This window comes from Arenimonas maotaiensis (assembly GCF_014638745.1).
Taxonomy (GTDB): Bacteria; Pseudomonadota; Gammaproteobacteria; order Xanthomonadales; family Xanthomonadaceae; genus Arenimonas; species Arenimonas maotaiensis.
Window position 1 is genome coordinate 621,797 of record NZ_BMFO01000002.1, and the last position, 21,735, is coordinate 643,531.

General features: G+C 66.4%; 19 protein-coding genes. 7 read left to right on the forward strand and 12 right to left on the reverse strand.

All coding sequences use genetic code 11. From position 1 onward, the window contains the following. Nucleotides 1-23: 23 nt before the first annotated feature. Together ahpF and ahpC are read right to left on the reverse strand one after the other, a co-directional pair. Nucleotides 24-1,577: an alkyl hydroperoxide reductase subunit F gene (gene ahpF, locus IEV56_RS07115; RefSeq protein ID WP_188449222.1), complete on the reverse strand. Its 1,554-nt coding sequence runs from the start codon at nt 1,575-1,577 to the stop codon at nt 24-26. A 139-nt stretch (nt 1,578-1,716) separates the two neighbouring features. Continuing rightward, nucleotides 1,717-2,280 carry an alkyl hydroperoxide reductase subunit C gene (gene ahpC, locus IEV56_RS07120; RefSeq protein ID WP_188449224.1) on the reverse strand — a complete coding sequence of 188 codons (564 nt, stop codon included), beginning with the start codon at nt 2,278-2,280 and terminating at the stop codon, nt 1,717-1,719. 117 nt (nt 2,281-2,397) lie between these two features. On the opposite strand from ahpC, the gene IEV56_RS07125 reads away from it, so the two are divergent. From IEV56_RS07125 to IEV56_RS07140, 4 genes are all read left to right on the forward strand, one after another. Next, entirely contained in the window at nt 2,398-2,661 is a 264-nt protein-coding gene (locus tag IEV56_RS07125) for a DksA/TraR family C4-type zinc finger protein (RefSeq protein WP_188449226.1), read from the forward strand. 24 nt (nt 2,662-2,685) lie between these two features. Further along, nucleotides 2,686-3,111: a hotdog fold thioesterase gene (locus IEV56_RS07130; protein WP_188449228.1), complete on the forward strand. Its 426-nt coding sequence runs from the start codon at nt 2,686-2,688 to the stop codon at nt 3,109-3,111. Nucleotides 3,112-3,121: 10 nt separating this feature from the next. Beyond that, nucleotides 3,122-3,700: a TMEM165/GDT1 family protein gene (locus tag IEV56_RS07135; protein ID WP_188449231.1), complete on the forward strand. Its 579-nt coding sequence runs from the start codon at nt 3,122-3,124 to the stop codon at nt 3,698-3,700. Between the two features lie 103 nt (nt 3,701-3,803). Continuing rightward, entirely contained in the window at nt 3,804-4,673 is an 870-nt protein-coding gene (locus IEV56_RS07140) for a pirin family protein (protein WP_188449233.1), read from the forward strand. Between the two features lie 9 nt (nt 4,674-4,682). Here IEV56_RS07140 and IEV56_RS07145 read toward each other — a convergent pair whose 3' ends face one another. Both IEV56_RS07145 and IEV56_RS07150 read right to left on the reverse strand, forming a co-directional pair. Beyond that, the gene (locus tag IEV56_RS07145; RefSeq protein WP_188449235.1) at nt 4,683-8,375 is read right to left on the reverse strand and encodes an EAL domain-containing protein; all 3,693 of its coding nucleotides are present in this window, start codon (nt 8,373-8,375) and stop codon (nt 4,683-4,685) included. A gap of 7 nt (nt 8,376-8,382) precedes the next feature. Beyond that, on the reverse strand, nt 8,383-9,561 hold the full coding sequence (locus tag IEV56_RS07150; protein WP_188449237.1) for a GGDEF domain-containing protein: 1,179 nt from the start codon (nt 9,559-9,561) through the stop codon (nt 8,383-8,385). Nucleotides 9,562-9,724: 163 nt separating this feature from the next. Between IEV56_RS07150 and IEV56_RS07155 the strand changes: the two genes are divergently transcribed. Both IEV56_RS07155 and IEV56_RS07160 read left to right on the forward strand, forming a co-directional pair. Then, complete coding sequence (locus tag IEV56_RS07155) at nt 9,725-10,912, forward strand: alginate export family protein (RefSeq protein ID WP_188449239.1); 1,188 nt, start codon at nt 9,725-9,727, stop codon at nt 10,910-10,912. A gap of 86 nt (nt 10,913-10,998) precedes the next feature. After that, the gene (locus IEV56_RS07160) at nt 10,999-11,442 is read left to right on the forward strand and encodes a CopD family protein (protein WP_188449241.1); all 444 of its coding nucleotides are present in this window, start codon (nt 10,999-11,001) and stop codon (nt 11,440-11,442) included. Between the two features lie 71 nt (nt 11,443-11,513). On the opposite strand, the gene IEV56_RS07165 is transcribed toward IEV56_RS07160, so the two are convergent. Next, nucleotides 11,514-13,619: a cytochrome D1 domain-containing protein gene (locus IEV56_RS07165; RefSeq protein WP_308419393.1), complete on the reverse strand. Its 2,106-nt coding sequence runs from the start codon at nt 13,617-13,619 to the stop codon at nt 11,514-11,516. 200 nt (nt 13,620-13,819) lie between these two features. Between IEV56_RS07165 and IEV56_RS07170 the strand changes: the two genes are divergently transcribed. Then, nucleotides 13,820-16,018: a TonB-dependent hemoglobin/transferrin/lactoferrin family receptor gene (locus IEV56_RS07170; protein WP_188449243.1), complete on the forward strand. Its 2,199-nt coding sequence runs from the start codon at nt 13,820-13,822 to the stop codon at nt 16,016-16,018. Nucleotide 16,019: 1 nt separating this feature from the next. Here IEV56_RS07170 and IEV56_RS07175 read toward each other — a convergent pair whose 3' ends face one another. The 7 genes from IEV56_RS07175 to IEV56_RS07205 form a co-directional block, all read right to left on the reverse strand. Further along, nucleotides 16,020-16,409 carry a SirB2 family protein gene (locus IEV56_RS07175; RefSeq protein WP_188449245.1) on the reverse strand — a complete coding sequence of 130 codons (390 nt, stop codon included), beginning with the start codon at nt 16,407-16,409 and terminating at the stop codon, nt 16,020-16,022. A 4-nt stretch (nt 16,410-16,413) separates the two neighbouring features. Beyond that, a complete protein-coding gene (locus IEV56_RS07180; RefSeq protein ID WP_188449247.1) occupies nt 16,414-17,643 on the reverse strand; it encodes an NnrS family protein in 1,230 nt (409 codons plus the stop codon). Nucleotides 17,644-17,665: 22 nt separating this feature from the next. After that, on the reverse strand, nt 17,666-17,908 hold the full coding sequence (locus tag IEV56_RS07185; RefSeq protein ID WP_188449249.1) for a hypothetical protein: 243 nt from the start codon (nt 17,906-17,908) through the stop codon (nt 17,666-17,668). Nucleotides 17,909-18,010: 102 nt separating this feature from the next. Further along, nucleotides 18,011-18,730: an ABC transporter ATP-binding protein gene (locus IEV56_RS07190; protein WP_188449251.1), complete on the reverse strand. Its 720-nt coding sequence runs from the start codon at nt 18,728-18,730 to the stop codon at nt 18,011-18,013. Next, entirely contained in the window at nt 18,723-19,937 is a 1,215-nt protein-coding gene (locus IEV56_RS07195; protein WP_188449253.1) for an ABC transporter permease, read from the reverse strand. The genes IEV56_RS07190 and IEV56_RS07195 overlap by 8 nt, the downstream gene beginning before the upstream one ends. Continuing rightward, a complete protein-coding gene (locus IEV56_RS07200; RefSeq protein ID WP_188449255.1) occupies nt 19,934-21,079 on the reverse strand; it encodes an efflux RND transporter periplasmic adaptor subunit in 1,146 nt (381 codons plus the stop codon). The genes IEV56_RS07195 and IEV56_RS07200 overlap by 4 nt, the downstream gene beginning before the upstream one ends. A 1-nt stretch (nt 21,080) precedes the next feature. After that, entirely contained in the window at nt 21,081-21,683 is a 603-nt protein-coding gene (locus tag IEV56_RS07205) for a TetR/AcrR family transcriptional regulator (RefSeq protein WP_188449257.1), read from the reverse strand. Nucleotides 21,684-21,735: the final 52 nt, after the last annotated feature.

The window sequence follows — 21,735 nt, forward strand, 5'->3', positions numbered from 1 at the left end:
CAGGATGGGGGCGTCGCGTGCGCTCAGGCCGTGGCCGAAGAGCGGATCAGGTGGTCGAACGCGCCGAGGGCGGCGGTGGCGCCGGCGCCGGTGGCGATGATGATCTGCTTGTACGGCACAGTGGTGCAGTCGCCGGCGGCGAACACGCCCGGCACCGAGGTCTGGCCGCGGGCGTCGATCTCAATCTCCCCGCGCGGGCTGAGCGCGACCGTGCCTTTCAGCCAATCGGTGTTCGGCAGCAGGCCGATCTGCACGAAGATGCCTTCCAGATCCAGGCGCTTGAGCTCGTCGGTGGCGCGGTCGCGGTAGCTCAGGCCGTTGACCTTGCTGCCATCGCCGTGCACTTCGGTGCTGAGCGCGTTCAGGATGACGTCCACGTTCGGCAGGCTGCGCAGCTTGTCCTGCAGCACCGCGTCGGCGCGCAGCTTGGTGTCGAACTCGATCAGGGTGACGTGCGCGACCACGCCGGCCAGGTCGATGGCGGCCTCGACGCCGGAGTTGCCGCCGCCGATCACCGCCACGCGCTTGCCCTTGAACAGCGGGCCGTCGCAGTGCGGGCAGTAGGCCACGCCCTTGTTGCGGTATTCGGCTTCGCCGGGCACGTTCATCTCGCGCCAGCGCGCGCCGGTGGTCAGGATCACGGTGCGGCCCCGTAGCGAGGCGCCGTTGGCCAGCTTCACTTCGGTCAGCTCGCCGGGCACCAGTTCCACCACGCGCTGGCCGTTCATCACGTCCACGTCATAGGCTTTCACATGTTGCTCCAGCGCCATCGCCAGCTTCGGGCCGTCGGTTTCGGTTACGGAAATGAAGTTCTCGATGGCCAGGGTGTCCAGCACCTGGCCGCCGAAGCGTTCGGCCGCGATGCCGGTGCGGATGCCCTTGCGGGCGGCATAGATGGCCGCGGCCGCGCCGGCCGGGCCGCCGCCGACGATCAGCACGTCGAACGCGTCCTTGGCGCGGATGGCTTCGGCCTCACGTTCGGCCGCGCCGGTGTCGAGCTTGGCGACGATTTCTTCCAGGGTCATGCGCCCGCTGCCGAAGTCGTCGGCGTCGCGGTAGACCTTGGGCACCGCCATCACCTGGCGCTGCTCCACCAGATCAGAGAACACCGCGCCGTCGATCATGACGTGGCTGTAATTCGGGTTGAGCACGGCGATCAGGTTGAAGGCCTGCACCACGTCCGGGCAGTTATGGCAGCTCAGCGAGACGAAGGTCTGGAAATCGGCCTTGCCGGGCAGGGCGCGGATCTGGTCGGCCAACGCCGGTTCGATTTTCGGCGGGTGGCCGCCGGTCTGCAGCAGCGCCAGCACCAGCGAGGTGAATTCGTGGCCCATCGGGATGCCGGCGAAATGGATGCGCGGCGATTCGCCCTGCGCGGCGACGCCGAACGAGGGGCGCAGCGCGTGGTCGCCGTCGTACCGCAGGGAGACCTTGTCCGACAGCGGCGCGATGGCCTCCAGCAGTTCGCGCAGTTCCGCGGACTTGGCGCCGTCGTCCAGGCTGGCGACCAGTTCGATCGGGCGCTGCAGTTTTTCCAGATAGGCTTGCAGTTGGGATTTGATGGCGGTGTCGAGCATGGGATTCTCCGGAATTCGGGCCGCAAGGAACCGGAGCCGCCCGGAATCGGGCGGCTACGGGAAACGCGTCAGGGTGCCGCCCTTGGCCCGCGCCACCTTGCGGGCAGCGGCGCGGACCGGAATCGGGCGGCGGCGGGACTCAGATCTTGCCGACCAGGTCCAGCGACGGGGCGATGGTCTTCTCGCCTTCCTTCCACTTGGCCGGGCAGACCTGGCCCGGGTTGGCGGCGGTGTACTGGGCGGCTTTCAGCTTGCGCAGGGTTTCGCTGATGTCGCGGGCGATTTCATTGGAGTGGATTTCGGCGGTCTTGATGACGCCGTCCGGGTTGATCACGAAGGTGCCGCGCAGGGCCAGGCCTTCTTCCGGAATGTGCACGCCGAAGGCGTTGGTCAGGGTGTGGGTCGGGTCGCCGACCAGCGGGAACTTGGCCTTGCCGACGGCCGGCGAGGTTTCGTGCCAGACCTTGTGCGAGAAGTGGGTGTCGGTGGTGACGATGTAGACTTCCGCGCCCAGCTTCTGGAATTCGGCGTAGTTGTCGGCGGCGTCTTCCACTTCGGTCGGGCAGTTGAAGGTGAAGGCGGCCGGCATGAAGACCAGCACCGACCACTTGCCCTTCAGGCTGGCTTCGGTGACTTCGATGAATTTGCCGTTGTGGTAGGCTTGGGCCTTGAACGGCGGCACGCTGGTGTTGATCAGGGACATGGTTATCTCCAGTGGGGTTGTGAATCAAACTTGGGATTATGATAGGTCTAGACTATATATAATTCCAATTGATTGATTGTATTTTAACGATAGTTTTAAGCTATCAGAGAGGATGCCATGGCCGGAGGCTGGAGCCGCGACGGCGCGGTGCAGGACCAAATCGACGCCAGCGTCGAAGACGCCATCGCGCGGGCGCGCGGCCGCTTGCCGCAGGGTGAAAGCCTGAGCCGGTGCGAGGAGTGCGAAGCCGAGATTCCCGAGGCCCGCCGCCGTGCCGTACCGGGCGTGCGCCTGTGCGTGGCCTGCCAGAGCGAGCAGGATGCCGCGGGCGCCTTCAGCGCCTACAACCGGCGCGGCAGCAAGGACAGCCAGTTGCGCTGAGCCCTCACCGATACGGAACCGACCATGCCCCTGAAACGCCTGCCTTTGGACACCGTCAACGGCTGGAGCCGGAACACGCTGATGCAGACCCTGGGCATCGTCTGCGTCGAGCTCGGCGACGAGCATCTGGTGGCGCGGATGCCGGTCGACGCCCGCACGCACCAGCCGATGGGCCTGCTGCACGGCGGCGCCAGCATGGCCCTGATCGAAAGCATCGGCTCGATGGGCTCCTGCCTGCTGCTCGACCTGGCGCGCGAGCAGCCGGTGGGCGTGGAAATCAACGCCAACCACGTGCGCGCGGTCACCGAAGGCTTCGTGCGCGGCACCGGCAAACTGGTGCACGCCGGCAAGCGCACGCACCTGTGGCAGGTCGACATCCACGAGGAGGCCACCGGCAAACTGGTCTGCACCGGCCGGCTGACCGTGATGGTGGTGCCCAAGACCGGCTAAAATAGCCGGCATGGAATCCCTATTCGTCTCCACCGGAGTCGTCGCCTTGGCTGAAATCGGCGACAAGACCCAGCTGCTCGCCTTCCTGTTGGCCACCCGCTTCAAGAAACCGTTGCCGATCATCGCCGGTATCCTGGTCGCCACCATCCTCAACCACGCCATGGCCGGCGCGCTCGGCGCTTGGATCACCGCCACACTCAGCCCGGACATCCTGCGCTGGATCCTGGGCCTGTCCTTCCTCGGCATGGCGGTCTGGACCCTGATTCCCGACAAGATCGAGGAAGAGGAGATGCAGGTGGCCAGGAAATTCGGCGTGTTCGGCGCGACGCTGATCACCTTCTTCCTGGCCGAGATGGGCGACAAGACCCAGATCGCCACCGTGGCCATGGCCGCGCATTATCCCGATCCGGTGCTGGTGGTGATCGGCACCACGCTCGGTATGCTGATCGCCGACGTGCCGGCGGTGTTCATCGGCGACCGCTTCGCGGCCCGCATCCCGATGAAGCTGGTGCATGGCATCGCCGCCGCGATGTTCGCGGTGATGGGTCTGGCTACGTTGTCCGGCGCCGGTTCCTCGCTCGGGTTCTGAGCCCCGCCGTGTTGCATTGATGCAACGCTGATATCCGCTGCGGTCATGGTCAGGCGCCGGCCGCGGCGCTACAGTGGATGTCTGCCACAACCGGAGTTGCGTCATGGAAAACCCGATTACCCGCCCACGTTCGGTCGAGCGCCTGGTCGCCGGCCAAGCCACGTCCGATGGCGCCGGGGTCAAGCTGACCCGGGTGCTGACCCAGGACCTGCAGCGCCGGCTGGATCCGTTCCTGATGCTGGACGCGTTCCGCAACGAGAATCCCGAGGATTACATCGGCGGCTTCCCGAACCACCCGCACCGCGGCTTCGAGACCGTGACCTACATGATCGCCGGGCGCATGCGCCACCGCGACAGCGCCGGCAACGAAGGCCTGCTCGGTCCGGGCGGCGCGCAGTGGATGACCGCCGGCAGCGGCCTGATCCACTCCGAACTGCCGGAACAGGAAGAGGGCCTGATGGAGGGTTTCCAGCTCTGGCTGAATCTGCCGGCCAAGGCCAAGATGTGCGCGCCCGGCTATCGCGACATCCCGCCGCCGGCGATTCCCGAATACGTCGACGGCGCCGGCGTGCGCGTCCGGGTGATCGCCGGCGACAGCGGCGGCGTGGCCGGTGCCGTGCGGCGCCCGGACACCGAGCCGCTGTTCCTCGACCTGCACCTGCCGGCCGGTGCTGGCTTCGGGCAGGCGTTGCCGGCCGGCCACAACGCGTTCCTGTACGTCTACCGCGGCAGCGTCATCGTGCGGGGCGCGCCGGTCGCCGACCGGCACATGGCGATCCTCGGCAACGACGGCGACGGCGTGGTGCTGCAGGCCGACGGCGACAGCCGCGTACTGCTGGTCGCCGGACGCCCGCTGCAGGAGCCGATCGTGCAGTACGGCCCGTTCGTGATGAACACCGCCGAGCAGATCCACCAGGCCGTGCGCGATTACCAGGCCGGAAAGTTCGCGGCGGCGGCGGTGCAGGCGTTCTGATTCCGCCGGTCAGTGCGCCGCGGCGCCGCGCACGAAGGCTTCGAAGCGTTCCGGATCGAGCGGCTTGCTGTAGTGGTAGCCCTGGATTTCGTCGCAGCCGTTGTCGCGCAGGAAATCCAGCTGCGCCTGGGTTTCGACGCCCTCGGCGATGGTGCTCATGCCCAGGCTGCGCGCCATCTGGATGATGGCGACCACGATGGCCTGGTCCTCGCCCTTGACGCCGATCTCGTCGACGAAGCTCTTGTCGATCTTCAGCTTGTCGATCGCGAAGCGCTTGAGGTAGTTCATCGAGGAGTAGCCGGTGCCGAAGTCGTCGATCGACAGCCGGAAGCCCGAGGCGCTCAATTCGTCCATGATCCGGCGCGCCGCCTCGGGATTCTTCAGCGCCACCGCCTCGGTCAACTCCAGCTCGATGTGCTCGGGCGCCAGCCCGATGTCCGTGACCTGCTTGGCGATGGCGGCGGCCAGTCCGGGTTGCACGAACTGCACGGCCGAGAGGTTGACCGCGACGGTTTCCACCGGCAGCCCGGCATCGCGCCAGCGCTTGAGCTGATAGGCGGCCGTGCGCAGCACCCAGTCGCCGATCGGCACGATCATGCCGCTGCTTTCGGCCAAGGGCACGAACTCGGCCGGCGAGACATCGCCCCATTGCGGACTGCGCCAGCGCAGCAGCGCCTCGGCGCCGACCAACCGCCCGTCCTTCAAGGACATCTGCGGCTGGTACACCAGATGCAACTCGCCGCGGGCCATGGCGTGCTTCAGCGCGCTGGTCAGCGCCAGCCTGCGCGAGGCCTGCTCCTGCATGTCCGGCGCGAAGAAGCGGAAGCCGTTGCGGCCGTCCTGCTTGACCCGGTACATCGCCGATTCGGCGCACATCTGCAGCGCGTCCAGGGTCTCGCCGTCGTTGGGGTACATGGCCACGCCGATCGAACCGCTGACCAGCAGCTCGGTATCGCCCACGTCGATCGGCAGCTGCAGCACGCTCAACAGGTCGGCCGCGGCGGCCGCGGCGGCGTCCTGGTCCATGCCCGGCAGCACCAGGGTGAAGTCGTCGCCCGATTGCCGGGCCAGCACGTCCTGGTCGCGCAGTTGGCCGCGCAGGCGCTGCGCCACCTCGCGCAGCAGGATATCGCCCAAGCCGTGGCCGATGGCGTCATTGACGTCCTTGAAGTTGTCCAGGTCCAGCCACATGAAGCAGAACGGGTGCTTCTGGCGCTTCATCTGTTCGAGCACGCCGCGGAAACGCTGCTCCATCAGCACCCGGTTCGGCAGTCCGGTCAGCTGGTCGTAATGCGACAGCTGCTGGATGCGCTCGGCCGAGGCCTTGCGTTCGGTGATGTCTTCCTTGTGCGCGATGTAGTGGGTGATACGGCCCTCGGCGTCGCGCAGCGGATAGATCAGCGCCATTTCGGTGTATTCCTCGCCGTTCTTGCGGCGGTTGATCAGCTCGCCCTGCCAGGGTTCGCCGCGCGACAGCCGACTCCACATCTCGGCGTAGGTCGATGCCGGCGTCTTGCCCGATTTCAGTATGCGCGGGTTGCGGCCGAGCACTTCCGGCAGCGTATAACCGGTGATGTCGGTGAAAGCCGGATTGACGAATTCGATGCGAGCCTTGGTGTCGGTGATCACCAGCGAGTTCGGACTCTGTTCGATCGCTTTCGACAGACGCCTGAGCTCGGCGTCCCTTCGGTGGCTATCGGTGACGTCGCGGCCGGTGGCGAAGACCAGGTCGCCGTTGGATTTGGAACGCCAGGCGATTTCCCGATAGCTTCCGTCCCGGCAACGCCAGCGGTTCTCCACATCCACCACATCGCTGCCTGCCGCCAGATTCTGCAGTTGCCGTTCGGTCTCGTCGACATCGTCAGGATGCACGAACTCCATGAATCGCCGTCCTTCCAGCTCGTCCGGCGTGTAGCCCAGCAGATGCTTGAAACCTTGGTTGACGCGGCGAAGGGTGCCGTCCAGATTGCCGATGCACAGCAGTTCCAGATTGGTATCGAAGAAGTAATTGACCTGCTCCTGTCTTTTTGCCACCTCGCCGTCCAGCCGGCGCCGCAGCACCGATTGCCAGAGGGATTTTCCGAATACCTGCAGGATGCTGATGTCCTGCTCGGTGTATGCCTGCGGCTTGTCGCCGACGGCCAACAGCAACCGCACCTGTTCGCCGTCGAGTATCGGCAACAATAACGCCCGCCGCCAGCCACGGCACGACTCCGGAAGTCCCAGTTCCGCCGGCCGGTCGATGCCTGTATCGATGACGACCGCTTTCCGGCCGTGGATGGCATGCAAACAGGCATCGGACGCCGGCATCGGCTCCTCTGCACCGATGCCGCTGCCGTGCGGCCATACGCAGGCGAGCGAGGCCGGATCATCCCTGACGGTCAGGCACAGAAAGGATGCCGGACTGCCGGACAGCTGCTCGATGATGCCCAGGCCATGACGCAGAAATGCGGCTTCATCCAGTTCTCCGGCCGCATCGGGAATCTGCAGCAGCGCGGCGTTGAGCTGGGCTTCCAGTGCGATGGCCTGCTCTTGCTCCACGGTTTCAGTGACGTCACGCGACAGAATCAGATAGGTATGGCTGCCGTCCGGTTTATCTCGACGCGCCACCGAAAGGCCGAAGTGGCGATGACCCTCCGGCACATCCAGGGTAATCCGGGTTCCGCGCGACTTGCCGGTCTGCTTGGCTTCGATGATGGCTTTCAATATGCTATCCACCGCTTCTGCGGGCATCACATCGCGGATATTGCGGCCACGCAACTGCTCCGGTCGTGCGGCCAGCTTGGCCGGTTCGCTGGCATGAAAATCGACGTAAGTGCCGGATTCCTCGATTTCGAACAGCAGGTCGGGCAGGGCATCCAGGGTCAGCGCGAGGTTCTGTTCCGACTCCTGCAGCTTCTGGTAGGGGCCTTCCACGGTTTCGGTGAACAGCGCCTCATACAGGAACACATAGGCCACGATCTTGAACAGGTGGCCGAGCAGATTGTGGAAATCGGTCATGTTGACGTACAGGGTGAACAGGTATTCGCTCATCGCGATGATGCCGGTCGCCGCCAGCAGGGCCGAGGCGTTGAAGACGCGAGGAACCCGCAGGTACTGCAGGCACAGTACTGCGACAGTCAGATGTATCGCCATCAGGGCATACTCGAAAGCGATTTTGAAGCTTGTCAGGCCTTGGCCCTGGATATATGTGGCCGGTAACCAGTCCGGGCGGAATGTCAGCAGGACGCAGATCGGCAGCACCATCACCAACACCAGGCCCACCAGCAGGCTGCGCGGCAGCAGGGCCGGTTTTTGCCAGGACAGGGTCACGGCGGCTAGCAGCGCCAACGCCGCGAAAGTCCGAGCCGCCAGCCAGAAGTCGATGGCTTTCTGCGGAGTGCTCGGGGTGATGAAGTCCGGCATGCTGCGCAAGGTCAGCAGGTGCATCAGGTCGAGGATGGCGATGCCCAGGAACAGGCTGGAGACGACCAGCACCGCGCGCGGACCGTAATGCCGGCTGCTGCTCCAGCCGATGGCGAAAATCAGACCCGCCACCACGACCGACAGCACCTCCATGATGCTGTGGATCGGCACGTAGAAATCCATGCTGTATCCGAGCTTGTCGCCGGGCAGCGTCAGGATGGCGAGCAGGAACAGACCGAACAGGGCCAACGCGCCTAGGGCGCGCCGTGCTTCGGATGCGTGGCTCGGATGGATCATTCCGGCATCATAGCCCATTCCCGGCGGCTTGTTCGGCCCGGGGCGCATGGAACACCTCGGTCCGGCCCAGTCCCCGGGACTTTGCCCGATACATGGCCTGGTCGGCATGGGCGACCAAGGCCACCGCATCCTCGCCATGTTGCGGGTACAGGGCGATGCCGATGCTGGCGCCGCAGGCGATCCGGTGCGTGTCGAGCTCGAACGGCGTCTCCAGCGCGGCATGGATCTTGCCCGCCACGCGTTCGGCGTCGTCGCGCAGGCTCACCCGCCGCCGCAGCACCACGAATTCGTCCCCGCCGATGCGCGCGATCAGGTCCGATTGCCGCAGCGCCGTGCGCAGCCGCCCGGCGACCTGCTTCAGCACCGCGTCGCCGAAGCCGTGGCCGTAGCGGTCGTTGACTTCCTTGAAGCCGTCCAGGTCCAGGAACAGCAGGCCGAAGCCCTCCTTGTTGCGCTTGGCCGTGGCCAGCTCCGCGGCCAGATGGCTGTCGAACACGCTGCGGTTGGGCAGGTCGGTCAGCGCGTCGTGCAGGGCCAGGTGCCGCAGGGTGCTGCGCGCCCGTTCGTTGTTCATGATCAGCAGGCCGACGGTGATCAGGATTACCGTCACCATCGCGCCGCCGAGGTGGATGGCCTCGGTCAACGCCGCAGGGCCGGAAAGCTCGGGATGCCCGGCCTGGTTGGCCACTTCCCACATCCGCCACAGGATGATCGCGACCAGCGCGAGCAGGCCGGTGGCGATCAGCGGCCGACCGCGCCCGACGTCTCCGGTCTGCTTGGCGTTCAGCAGATGCAGGGCTAGCAGGATCTGACCGATGAGCAGCAGACTGCCGAGCACCACACGCAAGGCGAAGTTATCCGCGGTCAGGGCGAACACCACGCCCGCCAAGGCTACCGGCAGCCAGACCAGCCAACGGCGCGCGGGATTGGCATGGAACTGCATGAGGCCCTGCCCGAGCAGGGCATAGGAACCCGAAAGCAGCATATTGGCCGCGTATATCCGGACCGCCAACGATTCCGGGCCGCCGATGCCGCCGATGATCAAGCTCAGCGCGTAAGCGGCCAAGGCCACGGCCCACAGCCGGATGCCGGCCGCCTGGTGGTGGGCGGCGAACAACAGCACCGCGGCGAGAGTAAGGCTGATCAGCAGGAAGCTCAGGGCAAGGGTGGGAACGTGGGCGGTCATCGGCAATGTTCGGTGGCGGGTGGCAGCATGCCGCGCGGAGGGCGCACGGCATGATTTCAAGCCGCCATGCTAGCGCCTGCCGCGCCGCCATGTCTTGACCCAAATCATTGCCGACGTCCCCCGGTCGGCCTAGACTCGCCTCAGTCTACAACGGGAGCGTGCCATGAAGCAGGTAAGATTTGTGGGGATTTTGGCCGCCGCCATCGCCTCCGGGCTGGCGCACGGCGCCGAGGGCGATGCCGGAAAATGGCTGTTCGAGGCCCGTTGGCGGCTGGAGAACGTCGATGATGCCGCCTTCGCCCGCGACGCCGAAGCCGATACCCTGCGCCTGCGCGCCGGTTATCGCACCGCCGTACACGCAGGCTGGAGCGCCGTGATCGAGGCCGAGGCCACCCGGCACCTGTTCGTCGAGGACTTCAACAGCAGCGCCAACGGCCGGACCGCGTTCCCGACCGTGGCCGATCCGGACAACACCGAGCTCAACCAAGCCTATGTGCGCTACGCACCGGACGCCGATACCCGGCTGACGCTCGGCCGGCAACGCATCCAATGGGACAACCAGCGTTTCTTCGGCAACGTCGGTTGGCGCCAGAACGAGCAGACCTTCGACGCCGTCGATTTCAGCCATCGTTTCGGCAGCGGCTGGACCTTGCGCTACGACTATCTCGGCCGGGCCCAGCGCATCTACGGCGCCGACCATCCCAATCCCGACATGGGCCGTTACCTGCTGGACGCGCACCTGCTCGGGCTGAGCCGGCCGCTGGGGCCGGGCACGTTGAGCGGCTATGCGCATTTCATCGACAACGAAACCCTGCCGGCCGGTTCGCACCGCAACCTGGGCCTGCGCTACGCTGCCAAGAAGGACGTGCCGGACGGCCTGGGCTGGACGGCGACGGCCGAGTACGCCCGCCAGGACGCCTACGCCGACGGCAGCGATCTGATCGACGCCGATTACCGCCTGCTGGAGGCCGGAGTCGTCTGGCGCGGCCATAACCTGAAGGCCGGCCGCGAGGTGTTGGGCGGCGATGGCCGCTATGGCTTCGCCACCCCGTTCGCCACCTTGCATGCCTTCAACGGCTGGGCCGATAAATTCCTGACCACGCCGGCCGGCGGCCTGCAGGACACCTATCTGGGCTGGAACCGGAAGTTCGGCAAGTTCAACGCCGCCGCCGCATGGCACGACTTCCGCGCCGATGCCGGCAGCGTCCGCTACGGCAGCGAGTGGGACGCCTCGCTCGGCTACGCCTTCGATCCGCACTGGAGCGGCCTGCTGAAGCTGGCCGATTACCGCGCCGACGGTTTCGCGCGCGATACCCGCAAGCTCTGGCTCAGCGTCGAATACGTGTACTGAGGTTTCATATGTAATCACCCGAAAAACCGCCGTCAGGCGGTTTTTCATGGGCATAATGGCGGCCTGCCCATCACCGGGAATCCCGTATGCACGGCTACATTCTGTTGCTGCATCTGCTCGGCGCCTCGATCTGGACCGGCGGCCATCTTCTGTTGGCGCTCACGGTATTGCCCAAGGCGCTGCGCACGCGTTCGGTGGAGGAGGTGGCGCGCTTCGAATCCGGATTCGAGCGTATCGGCGTTCCGGCCCTGGCCGTGCAAGTGCTCACCGGCCTCTGGCTGGCCCATGCGGCCTTGCCGGACGTTTCGTCGTGGCTTGATCCCGATGTGCCGGTGGCGCGGCCGATCATGGTGAAGCTGGCGTTGTTGGCGTCGACCCTGGTCTTGGCGGCCGATGCCCGTCTGCGTGTGATTCCCCGGCTGTCGGCCGATACCCTGAACGGTTTGGCGTGGCACATGGCGGCGGTCACACTGATCGCCGTTTTGTTCGTGGCGACTGGCGTGTCGTTCCGCAGCGGCTGGCTGTATTGATCCGGATTCCTGCCGGCCAATGAAAACCCCGGCCGGAGCCGGGGTTTTCGGGGTGACGCGGCGGGCCGGACTCAGTAGATGTCCTTGCCGGTATTGTAGACGTTGAACTTGCCGGTCGGGGTGATCAGGCGCGGATCGCGGATGACCGCCTTCAGCGTGCGGGTCTTGTCGTCGACCACCACCAGCGCGGACTTCTGGTCCTTGCCGTTCCAGACCGAGAACCAGACTTCGTCGCCGGCCTTGTTGTACTCCGGCTGCACCACGCGTTTCGGGCCTTCGCCCAGATCGGCCCACTCGGCGATCGGCAGCACCTGATAGCCGGCTTCCGGGTTGCGGGTGTCGAACACCGCCACGCTCTGGCTGACTTTCGGATCCGGGTTCAGCGTGGTGTCGACCCACAGGTTGCTGGACTTGGGATGGGTCTTGACGAACAGCGAGCCGCCGCCTTGGCCTTTCAGCACGCCGACCGCCTTCCAGGCGTATTGCGGATGCCGTTCCGGATCGGTGCCGACCATGGTGACCTTCTCGTTGCCGAGCGCCGAGGTGACCCAGACCGGACCGTAGGTCGGGTGGGTGAAGTTGGCGCCGCGGCCCGGGTGCGGGATCTTGTCGACGTCGACCAGGGCCGCCATCTTCTGCGTGCGCGAGTCGACCACGGCGATCTTGTCGCTCTGGTTGGCGGCGGTCAGGAAGTAGCGGTGCGTGGAATCCCAGCCGCCGTCATGCAGGAAGCGGGCGGCCTCGAGCGTGGTGATCTTCAGGTTCAGCAGGTCGCGGTAGTCGACCAGCAGGATGCGGCCGGTCTCCTTGACGTTGACGATGAACTCGGGATGCTCGTGGCTGGCCACGATGGCGGCCACGCGCGGTTCCGGGTGGTATTCCTGGGTGTCCACGGTCATGCCGCGGGTCGACACGATCTTCTTCGGCTCCAGGCTCGGGCCGTCCATGATCACGAACTGCGGCGGCCAGTAGGCGCCGGCGATGGCGTACTTGTCCTCGTAGCCCTTGTACTTCGAGGTCTCCACCGAGCGCGCTTCCAGGCCGATCTTGATCTCGGCGACGCGGTCGGGTTTGGCCATCCACAGGTCGACCAGGTCGATCTTGCCGTCGCGGCCGATGGTGTACATGTAGCGGCGCGAATCCGACGGACGCGAGATGTGCACGGCATAGCCGGTCTTGATGATGTTGATGATCCGCTTGCTGGCGCCGTCGATCAAGGCGATCTCGCCGGAATCGCGCAGGGTGACCACGAAGATGTTGTCGATGTCGTAGTCGTTCATCTTGTGGGTCGGACGCTTGTCGACCGGCACGATGACCTTCCAGCTCTCGCGCATCTCCTTCATGCCCCATTCGGGCGGGCTGGCCGGATCGTGCTGGATGTAGCGCGCCATCATGTTGACCTGCGCCGGGGTCAGGTCGCCGGAGGTGCCCCAGTTCGGCATGCCGGCCGGCGAACCGAAGCGGATCAGCGACTCCAGATACTGCGTGCCTTTCTTGCGGGTGATGTCCGGCGTCAGCGGTTTGCCGGTGGCGCCTTTGCGCAGCACACCGTGGCAGCCGGCGCAGCGTTCGAAGTAGATCTTGCTGGCCTGCGCGAATTCGGCCTTGCTAATCGGCGGCGCGTCCGGGTTGATCACCATTTCCACGCCTTCCGAGCCGGCGGTCGAGGGCGCGCCCTGATAGTTCATCACGCCTTCCTTGGTCGAGGGGTGGCGTTCGCCCTGGGCCGGATCTTCGGATACCGCCAGGCGTTCGCGCGCTTCCTTGACCTGGTCGCGCTCGATGCGCTTGCCCGGGTTGCCCCAACTGCTGTAGACGTAGCTGGCGATATTGGCGATTTCGTCATCGGACAGGTGGCTCATCGCCGGCATCACGCCGTCGTATTCGACGTTATTGACCTTGAGTTTGCCGGAGATGCCTTTCAGGATCGAGGACAGCACGGTGGCCGGGGTGTTGGCGGTCAGGAAGTCGGAGCCGGCCAGCGGCGGAAATGCGCCGGCCAGGCCTTTGCCATCCGGCTGGTGGCAGGCGGCGCAGTTGGCCAGATAGGCGGCCTGTCCGGCTTCCATCACGTCCTTCGGCGGCCGTTCGTTGCTGATGTCGCTCATCGCGACCACGCCGCCGATCACGCCAAGGCCGATCGACAGCACCAGCAGTTTCTGTAGGGGGTGTTTCATGGGATGTCCCTCGCTTCCGTTATTGGATTTCTGCGCATCGTTGTGATGCCATGTAATCATACTATGCCGCCAGTCTGCGCCGTTCCCTGACCTAGGTCAAGCCGCGGGGTTTTTCCGCCAGCGATGGCGGCGTAAGGCTTTATCGAGGCACGGCTTTGCCGTAGTCTGATGGCATACATCTGCCTGCATCGGGAACCGCCATGAGACATCCGCTCGCCGCCGCCATCGCCCTTGTCCTGTGCCAGAGCGCGCAGGCGCAGACGCCGCCGCGAGAAGCCGACTTGCTGGACTCGGTGGTGGTGGTCGGCCAACGCCGGCCGGAGCCGATCGAACAGGTGGTCGGCGCGGTGTCGCGGCTCGACCGCGAGCAGTTCCAGCGCCGCGGCGTGCAGGACATCAAGGACATGGTGCGTTACACGCCTAGCGTGGAAGTCACCCAGGACGCCAACCGCTTCGGCAGCCAAGGCTTCAACATCCGCGGATTGGAAGGCAACCGGGTCAGCATCGAGATCGACGGCGTGCCGTTGCCGGACGCGTTCTCGGTCGGCCAGTTCGCGTCGGCCGGCCGCGATCTGGTCGAACTCGGCGTGATCGACCGGGTCGAGATCCTGCGCGGTCCGGCTTCCACGCTGTACGGCAGCAAGGCGTTGGCCGGCGTGGTGGCCTACCACACGCTGGATCCGGCCACTGCCGATTTTTCGGGGCGTGCCTGGCGGGTCGGTGCCTCGCTCGGCACGCAATCACGCGACGACAGCCAACGCTGGGCCGCGCAGTGGATGACGCAGGGCGGCGACGGCCGCTTCGATCTGCTGCTTGCGGCCGGCCGCCGCAGCGGCCACGAAACCGCCAACGCCGCCGAGGTGCCCGGCGATCGGGCCAACCCGGCCGATTACACGCGCGACAGCGCGATGCTGAAAGCCGGCATCGACCTGGCCGAGGCCGGTCGCTGGCAAATCGCGTTTGATCGCAGCCAAGGCCGGCAGCTGACCGACGTGCAGTCCCTGCTGTTCGGGCCGGGCCGCTTCTCCACCACGTATGCACTCACGGGTGACGACCGCTATACGCGCGACCGCATCAGCCTGCAGGGTAGCGTGCCCGCCGTCGGTGCGTTCAGCGACGTATCCGTGCTGCTGTACCGGCAGGACAGCCGCACGCGCCAGGCCAGCGAACAATACCGCCTGGCCGACCGCACCACGCGCTTTCCGTCCCTGCGCGAACGCGATTTCCATCTCGACCAGACCAGCATCGGCCTGGAACTCAACGCGCAATGGCGTGGGCACTGGTTGGGTGTCGAGCATTGGCAGATCGTCGGCGTCGATGCCGCGCGCCACGACTACCGCAGCATCCGTTACGGTACCGAAGTCAATCTGAATACCGGCGCCGAGAGCCAGGTCATCCTCGGCGAGGTGCTGCCGGTTCGCGATTTCCCCAACAGCCGCGGCGAAGAGTTCGGCCTGTTCTGGCAGGACGAGATCCGCCTCGCGCCGGCGTGGGCGCTGGTGCCGGGCCTGCGCTGGGAACGGCAACGCACGCGCGGCTATAGCGACGCCGTCTGGGCGGCCGATAATCCGGGCGCTGCCATCGCCGCCACCGAGTCCGAGGCGTTCACGCCCAAGCTCGGCCTGCGTTGGCAGGGCGGCGATTGGTCGAGCTATCTGCAATATGTGCGCGGCTTCCGTGCGCCGCCGTTCTCCGACGTCAATATCGGCCTGAACCTGCCGGCCTTCAATTACGTGGCCTTGCCGAATCCGGACCTGAAGCCGGAACGCAGCCACGGCCTGGAGTGGGGCCTGCGTTACGGCAACGGGCCGCTGCAGGCCAGCGTCGCGCTGTACGACAACCGCTTCCGCGACCTGATCGAATCGCGCGCCAACCGCGGCGTCAACGGCGACGGCCAGCTGGTGTTTCAGTCGATCAACCGCGACACGGCGCGCATCGTCGGCGCCGAATTCGATGCCCGTCTGGGCCTGGATGCGTTCTGGCCGCAGGCCGAGGACTGGCAGTTGTTGGCCTCCGGCAGCTGGTCGCGCGGCGACGACACCGGCCGCGACCTGCCGCTGAACTCGATCATGCCGGCGCGCGCCAGCCTCGGCCTGGGGTATGCGCCCGGTCATGGCCGTTGGGGTGCGGAACTGCTCGGCACCGGCGTGGCGCGGGTCTCGCGTGTCGACCGCAGCAGTGCCAATCTGTTCGCGCCGCCGGGTTATGCCGTGCTGGACGCCAATGTCTGGTTGGCGGTCACGCCCGAGCTGCGTCTGAATCTCAGTTTCGGCAATCTGGCCGACCGCCGCTATTGGCAATGGGCCTCGATGCGCGGCGCCTTGGCCACCGCCACCGACTTGGATTTCTACAGCGCCAGCGGCCGCAGCTATGCAATCAGCCTGAACGGCGATTGGTGAGTCAGTAGAACCAACCCAACGGCTGATGCGTGCGCGCCACCGAATACATGAAAGCGTACACCGTGATTGCGGCGACGAAGCACACCATGCGCGTGTGCCGGTTGCGGCCGCGTTTGAGCGCGAAGCTGCCGAGCAGCACGTATAGCACCAACAGCATCAGCTTCACCGCCAGCCAGCCGTTGGCGAATACCGCGCCCGGCAGCATGGTGGCCAGCATCAGCGCCGCGGTCAGCAAGACGGTGTCGATGCTGTAGCTCAGATAGCGCAGCGGCGCCGACATCGCCCAGGCGCGGCCGCCGAGCACTAACAGGCCGCGCAACGCGAACAGGCCGCCGCTGGCCAACACGGCCGCGACGTGCACCGATTTGATAGGTACATAAAATTCGATCATGGCGTCATCCCGGTTGTCCGTCGGCGCGCGGCGTCAGGTAGATCCACAGCGAGCGCATGCCCCAGGGCAGGAATGCCAGCAGCCACAGCAGTCCGGCCGCGCCATGCCAGAGCAGGATATCAGACGCCAGCTCGGCGCCGATGCGCGCCACGGCGGCCAGCTGCACCACGATGAAGGCGAAAGCCGCCACGCCGCCCAATTGCAGCGGCCGGCCGGAGTGGCCTTGGGTCACGCGCGTCACCATCGCCACCAGCAGGCTGCCGAAGAAGCCGATGAACAGCGCATGTGCCGGCGCGCGGCCGAGCAGGAATTCACCGGTATTGACCAACCACAGGCTCTGCAGCGCATACAGCAAGGCGGCTGCCGGCAACCAGGCGAAGCCGAACATCAGCACCGACAGCAGCGCGGGCATGCGCCGGCGCGGCCACCAACGCCATAGCAGCCAGCCCGAGAGCGCCGCCAACGGCAGGTCGACCAGCCACAGGCCGGCATAGGCATGCGCCAGTTCCAGACCCAGATGCGCCATCGCCAGCAACCAGAACACAGCCAGCGCCGGCATCGGCCGATAGGCGCGGTAGCCCGGCAGGGCGGCGCCGGCGAAGAACGGCAGCATCCGGTGGCAGACGGTGAAGTACACCGGCAGCAGCAGGCCGAAGCCGCCGAATTTGATGGCGGCGAACATCCAGTGCGGGTCGCGGCTGAACAGATAGGCGAACACCAGGCCGATGCCGATCAAGCCCAGCAGCAGCGCCGCGAATGCGCTGATGGCGTGCCAGGTGGTGTTCGGGTCGCGCCACAGCAATATCGCCAGATACACCACGCCGGTCAGCCAGCCGGCCAGGGTCAGCAGCCAACCCAGGAACAGCAGGTGCTCGAAACCGAACAACGACACCAGGGTCAGCGCCTGTCCGGCCAACAGGCCGAAGCCGACCGGCACATAATGCCAGCGGCTGAACGCCGACAGGCCCATCCAGCGCGGGAACACCGTGAGCAGGAATCCGAAGATGAAGGACGGCAACACCTGGTACTGCATGATCAGCGCGTGCATCCAGCCGGCCGGTATCGCCAGTTGCGGAACATCCAGCAGGGTCCAGCGCGAATTGATCAGCCAAAATGTCCACCAGGCCATGGACAACAGCACATTGCCGGCGCCGACGAAGAACATCAGCCGATGCGGCGCGGCCGCCAACAGACGCAGGTCGGGCAGGTTCTTGAGTTCGCTTTCGATCGACATGACGCGCTCCTGACCGTGCGGCTCAGCCGCCGCAACCGCCGCAGCATTCCGACGGCAAGCCTTCCAGCGCCGAGGCCTCGATCGGGAAACCGGCATCGGCCATCAACGCCAAGACCTCACCGCCACCGAGGCAGGTGGCGAAGCGCAGCAGAGCGCGGCTCGGATCGCGGTCGACCACGCCGGCCGGATCGCGTTCGCCCAGCGCGGTTTCGATGGCGGCCAAGTCGAGCTCGGGCAGTCGTTCGGTGCGGATCTGGTATTTCATGGCATGCGTCCTTGTCGCCGCGGCGCGGCTGCGTTCAGGCCATAGCATGCGCCCGTGTCGGCCTGCGCGCGCTGACGCAGGTCAAGCGCAGCTGCCGCGCGCTTAGCCGAAGCTGCGGCCTTCGCCCGCCTCCTCGTAGGTGACGCCGTCGCGGATGTGGTAGATGCGCTTGAAGGTTGGGATGATCTTTTCGTCATGGGTCACCACGATCACCGCGGTCTGGAACTGCCGCGCCATGTCGTTCAGGATCCGGATCACGGCCATCGCCCGGACGCTGTCTAGCGGCGCGGTCGGCTCGTCGGCCAGAATGACCGGCGGACGGTTGACCAGGCCGCGCGCGATCGCCACGCGCTGCTGTTCGCCGCCGGACAGTTGGCTGGGCATCGCGCCTGCGCGGTGCGCCACATCGAGCGCGGTCAGCAGCTCGACGGCCTGTTGCCGGGCCTGTGTATTGCCGTGTCCGGCCAGCATGCGCGGCAGGGCGACATTGTCGGTGACGTCCAGGAACGGTATCAGGTACGGCGCCTGGAACACGAAGCCGATCTTGTCGCGGCGCAACGCGCGCAGATCCGGAATGTGCCAGCCGTCATCGTAGATGCGCTCGCCGCCCAATGTCATCCGGCCGGCGCTGGGGTCGATGACCGCGCCGAGGCATTTCAGCAAGGTCGATTTCCCCGAGCCGGACGGCCCGATTAGGCCGACCACCTCGCCGGGCGCGACCGTCATGTCGACTTTGCGCAGCGCATCGACGGCGGTATCGCCCGAGCCGTAGCGCTTGCTCAGGCCTTCGATGCGGATACCTCGGGCGGAATCGTCAGCCACCGATCGCCTCCGCCGGGTCGATTTTCAGCGCGGCACGAATCGCCAGCAGGCTGGCCAGCGCGCAGATGCCGAGCACCGCCGCCAGGCCGCGCAGGGCGTCGCCGGGTTCGAGCAACACATATTTCGGGAAGTAGGGCGCCCACAGCGTGGCGACGATCTTGCCGATCACGAAGCCGATTGCCCCCAGCGCCAGCGCCTGTTGCAGGATCATCGAGGCGATCGTCGCGTTGCGGGTGCCGATCAGCTTCAGGACCGCGATTTCGCGGATCTTGCCCATGGTCAGGGTGTAGATGATGAATGCCACGATGGCGGCGCTGACCACGGCCAGGATCACCAGGAACATGCCGATCTGCCTGGCCGAGGTGGCGATCAGTTTGGCGACCAGGATTTCCCGCATCTGGCCGCGGGTGTATACGGTCAGCCGGGTCGCGTCTGCGATGGCGCGCGCCGTGGCCTGTTCGGCCGCGCCGGGCGCCAGCTGGACCAGCACCGCGTTGACATAGCCGTTTCCGTTCTGAGCGGCCAGCACCGCTTCTAGCAGGTCGGGGTTGCCGGGCCGGTTGAAGGCCTCGACCTGCGCGGTCCGCGTCCGCTGCCGAACGATGGCGTCGTTGTCCTTGAGGAACTGTTCCTGTTGCGCGTCCTTCAGGGCGATGAACAGCATCGGATCGCCGCCGGAGGATACCATGCGCCGGGTCAGGCCGACCACGGTGTAGTCGTTGCGCCGCACGCGCACGCGGTCGTCCAGCGCGAAACCGGTCGAAACATCGGCGACGGCCTCGTAATGGCTGCGCGCCAGATGGCGTCCGGCCACCAGATGCTCCGGTTGCCCCGGCTGGCCGGCGGCGCCCGGTTCAATGCCGACCACCATGGCGCGCACGTCGTGGGTGCCGCCGCGCGTCTGCTGCCGGACCTGCATGGTATGGTAGGTGACGTTGGCGGCGCGGGCGACGCCGTCGATGCCGAGTACGCTGCGGTAGACGTCGTCGTAGATGCCGGACGGCTCGGCGTAAGGCCCCAGCGTGTCCTGCTGCACCACCCACAGGTCGGCGCCGCTGTTGTCGAGCACGGCATTGGCGTCGTCAATCATGCCGCGGTACACGCCGGCCATGGTCAGGGTCACGCCGATCAGCAGGCCCAGTCCGACGCCGGTGAACACGAATTTTCCCCAAGCATGCAGGATGTCGCGGCCGGCCAGGCTGATCACGGCTCCTCCTTCGCGCTGACTTTCACCCGGCTGGCGGCGGTCAGCGGATGTTCGCTGTACAGCACGACGGTTTCCCCGCCGCGCAGTCCGCGGGTCACTTGCAGCTGGCCGTCCAGATCGGATGCGCCGGTTTCGATCGGCATGAAACGCAGGTCGCCGTGTTCCAGCAGCCAGACGCCGAGCACGCCGTCGACGCGGTGGATGGCCGCATTCGGCAGTACCGGCGCTACCGGTAAGGACGGCAGGACCACGGCGGTTTCGGCGACTTCACCGATGGCTGGCCAGCGGGCCGGCGGCGGCGCGAACGCGACTTTCACCAGCAGCTCCTCGGTCACGGCGTCCGCGTACGGCTCGATCCGCGCCACCGTGCCGGAAAGCGCTGAACCGGCGCGCGAACGCAGGGAGATGCGCGCCGGCAGGCCGGTGCGCAGACCGTGTCCGTTTTTCTGGTCGATCCGGGCGTTTATCCAGATTTCGGCCGGATCGACCACTTCCAGAACCGTCTGGCCGGCCACTACCGTGGTGCCGGGATCGGCGTCGCGGCGGACCACGATGCCATCGATCGGGGAGATCAGGCGCAGGCTGTCGAGTTGGCGCTGCTGCCCGCCGCGTTCGGCCTGCAGGCGCGCGAGTTCCTGCCGGGCGGCATCGCGGCCGGCGTCGGCGGCGCGCTGTTCCTGCCGTTTGGCTTCCGCCGACTCGGCGCTGACCAGGCGCGACCGGCCGAGTTCGCCGTAGCGCGCGGCCTGCGCGCCGGCGAATGCGGCCCGCGCCTCGGCTTCGCGCAGCTGCGCCTGCGCGCGCGCGATGGCGGCGGTCTGCGCCGACAGCCGGTCCTGCAGGTCGACCGCGTCCAGTTCGCCGAGTATCTGGCCGGCGCCGACCGCGTCGCCGGGCTGGACCGCCACCGTCTTCAGCCGCCCGGGGTAGATGGCGCCGATCTTGTGGCTTCGGCGGGCCTCGACCAGGCCGATGCCGCTGACCGCCGGCGACAGCGCCAGGCGCTGCACGGTCGTCGTGGTCACCGGAACCGGTGCCAACGGGCCGGTGCGCACGGCGACGTACACGAACACCGCGCCGATGGCCGCCAGGAAGATGGTGAGCCAGAATTTCTTGCCGGTGTTCGAAAGCAGGGTTTTCATCTCAGGTGCGCACTCCGCGTAGGTACAGTTCAAAGACTTCATCCGCGCTACGGCGGATGTGCCGGTGGTCGCCGAGCATCATCGATTGCATCACCAGGCCCTGGATGCTGCCGATGAACATCAGCGCCGCGATGCGCGCGTCCAGATCCGGCGACGCCTCGCCGCAGGCTTTCGCGCGTTCAAACAGGACGCACAGCCGTTCGGTGTACTTCTCCAGCAGGCGTTGCGCCATCTGCCGCGCGGGGCTGGCGGCTGGCTTCTGCAATACGCCGAACAGCATGCGCGGAACGCCGGGATGCTCGGACACGAACTCGATGTGTGCCATGAATATCGCGCGCACGCCGGCCAGCGGCGATTCCAGCCCGGCACCGGCGCGCTCCGTGCGCGCCAACAGCTGCCCTGCGACCCAGTCCATGACCGAGCCCCACAGGGCGTCCTTGCTCGGGAAGTGCCGGAACAGCGCGCCCTGGGTGACCTGCATGCGTTCGGCGATGGCGGCGGTGGTGATGTCGCCAGGATCCTGTCCGGCCGCGATGTCCAGAACCGCCTGCACGGTGACTTGGCGGCGTTGGTCGGCGCTCAGGTTTTTGCTACGTTCTTTCACGGCAAATTCCGTAAGATAGTAATCAGTTACTATCTTATCGGAATTAATCCAA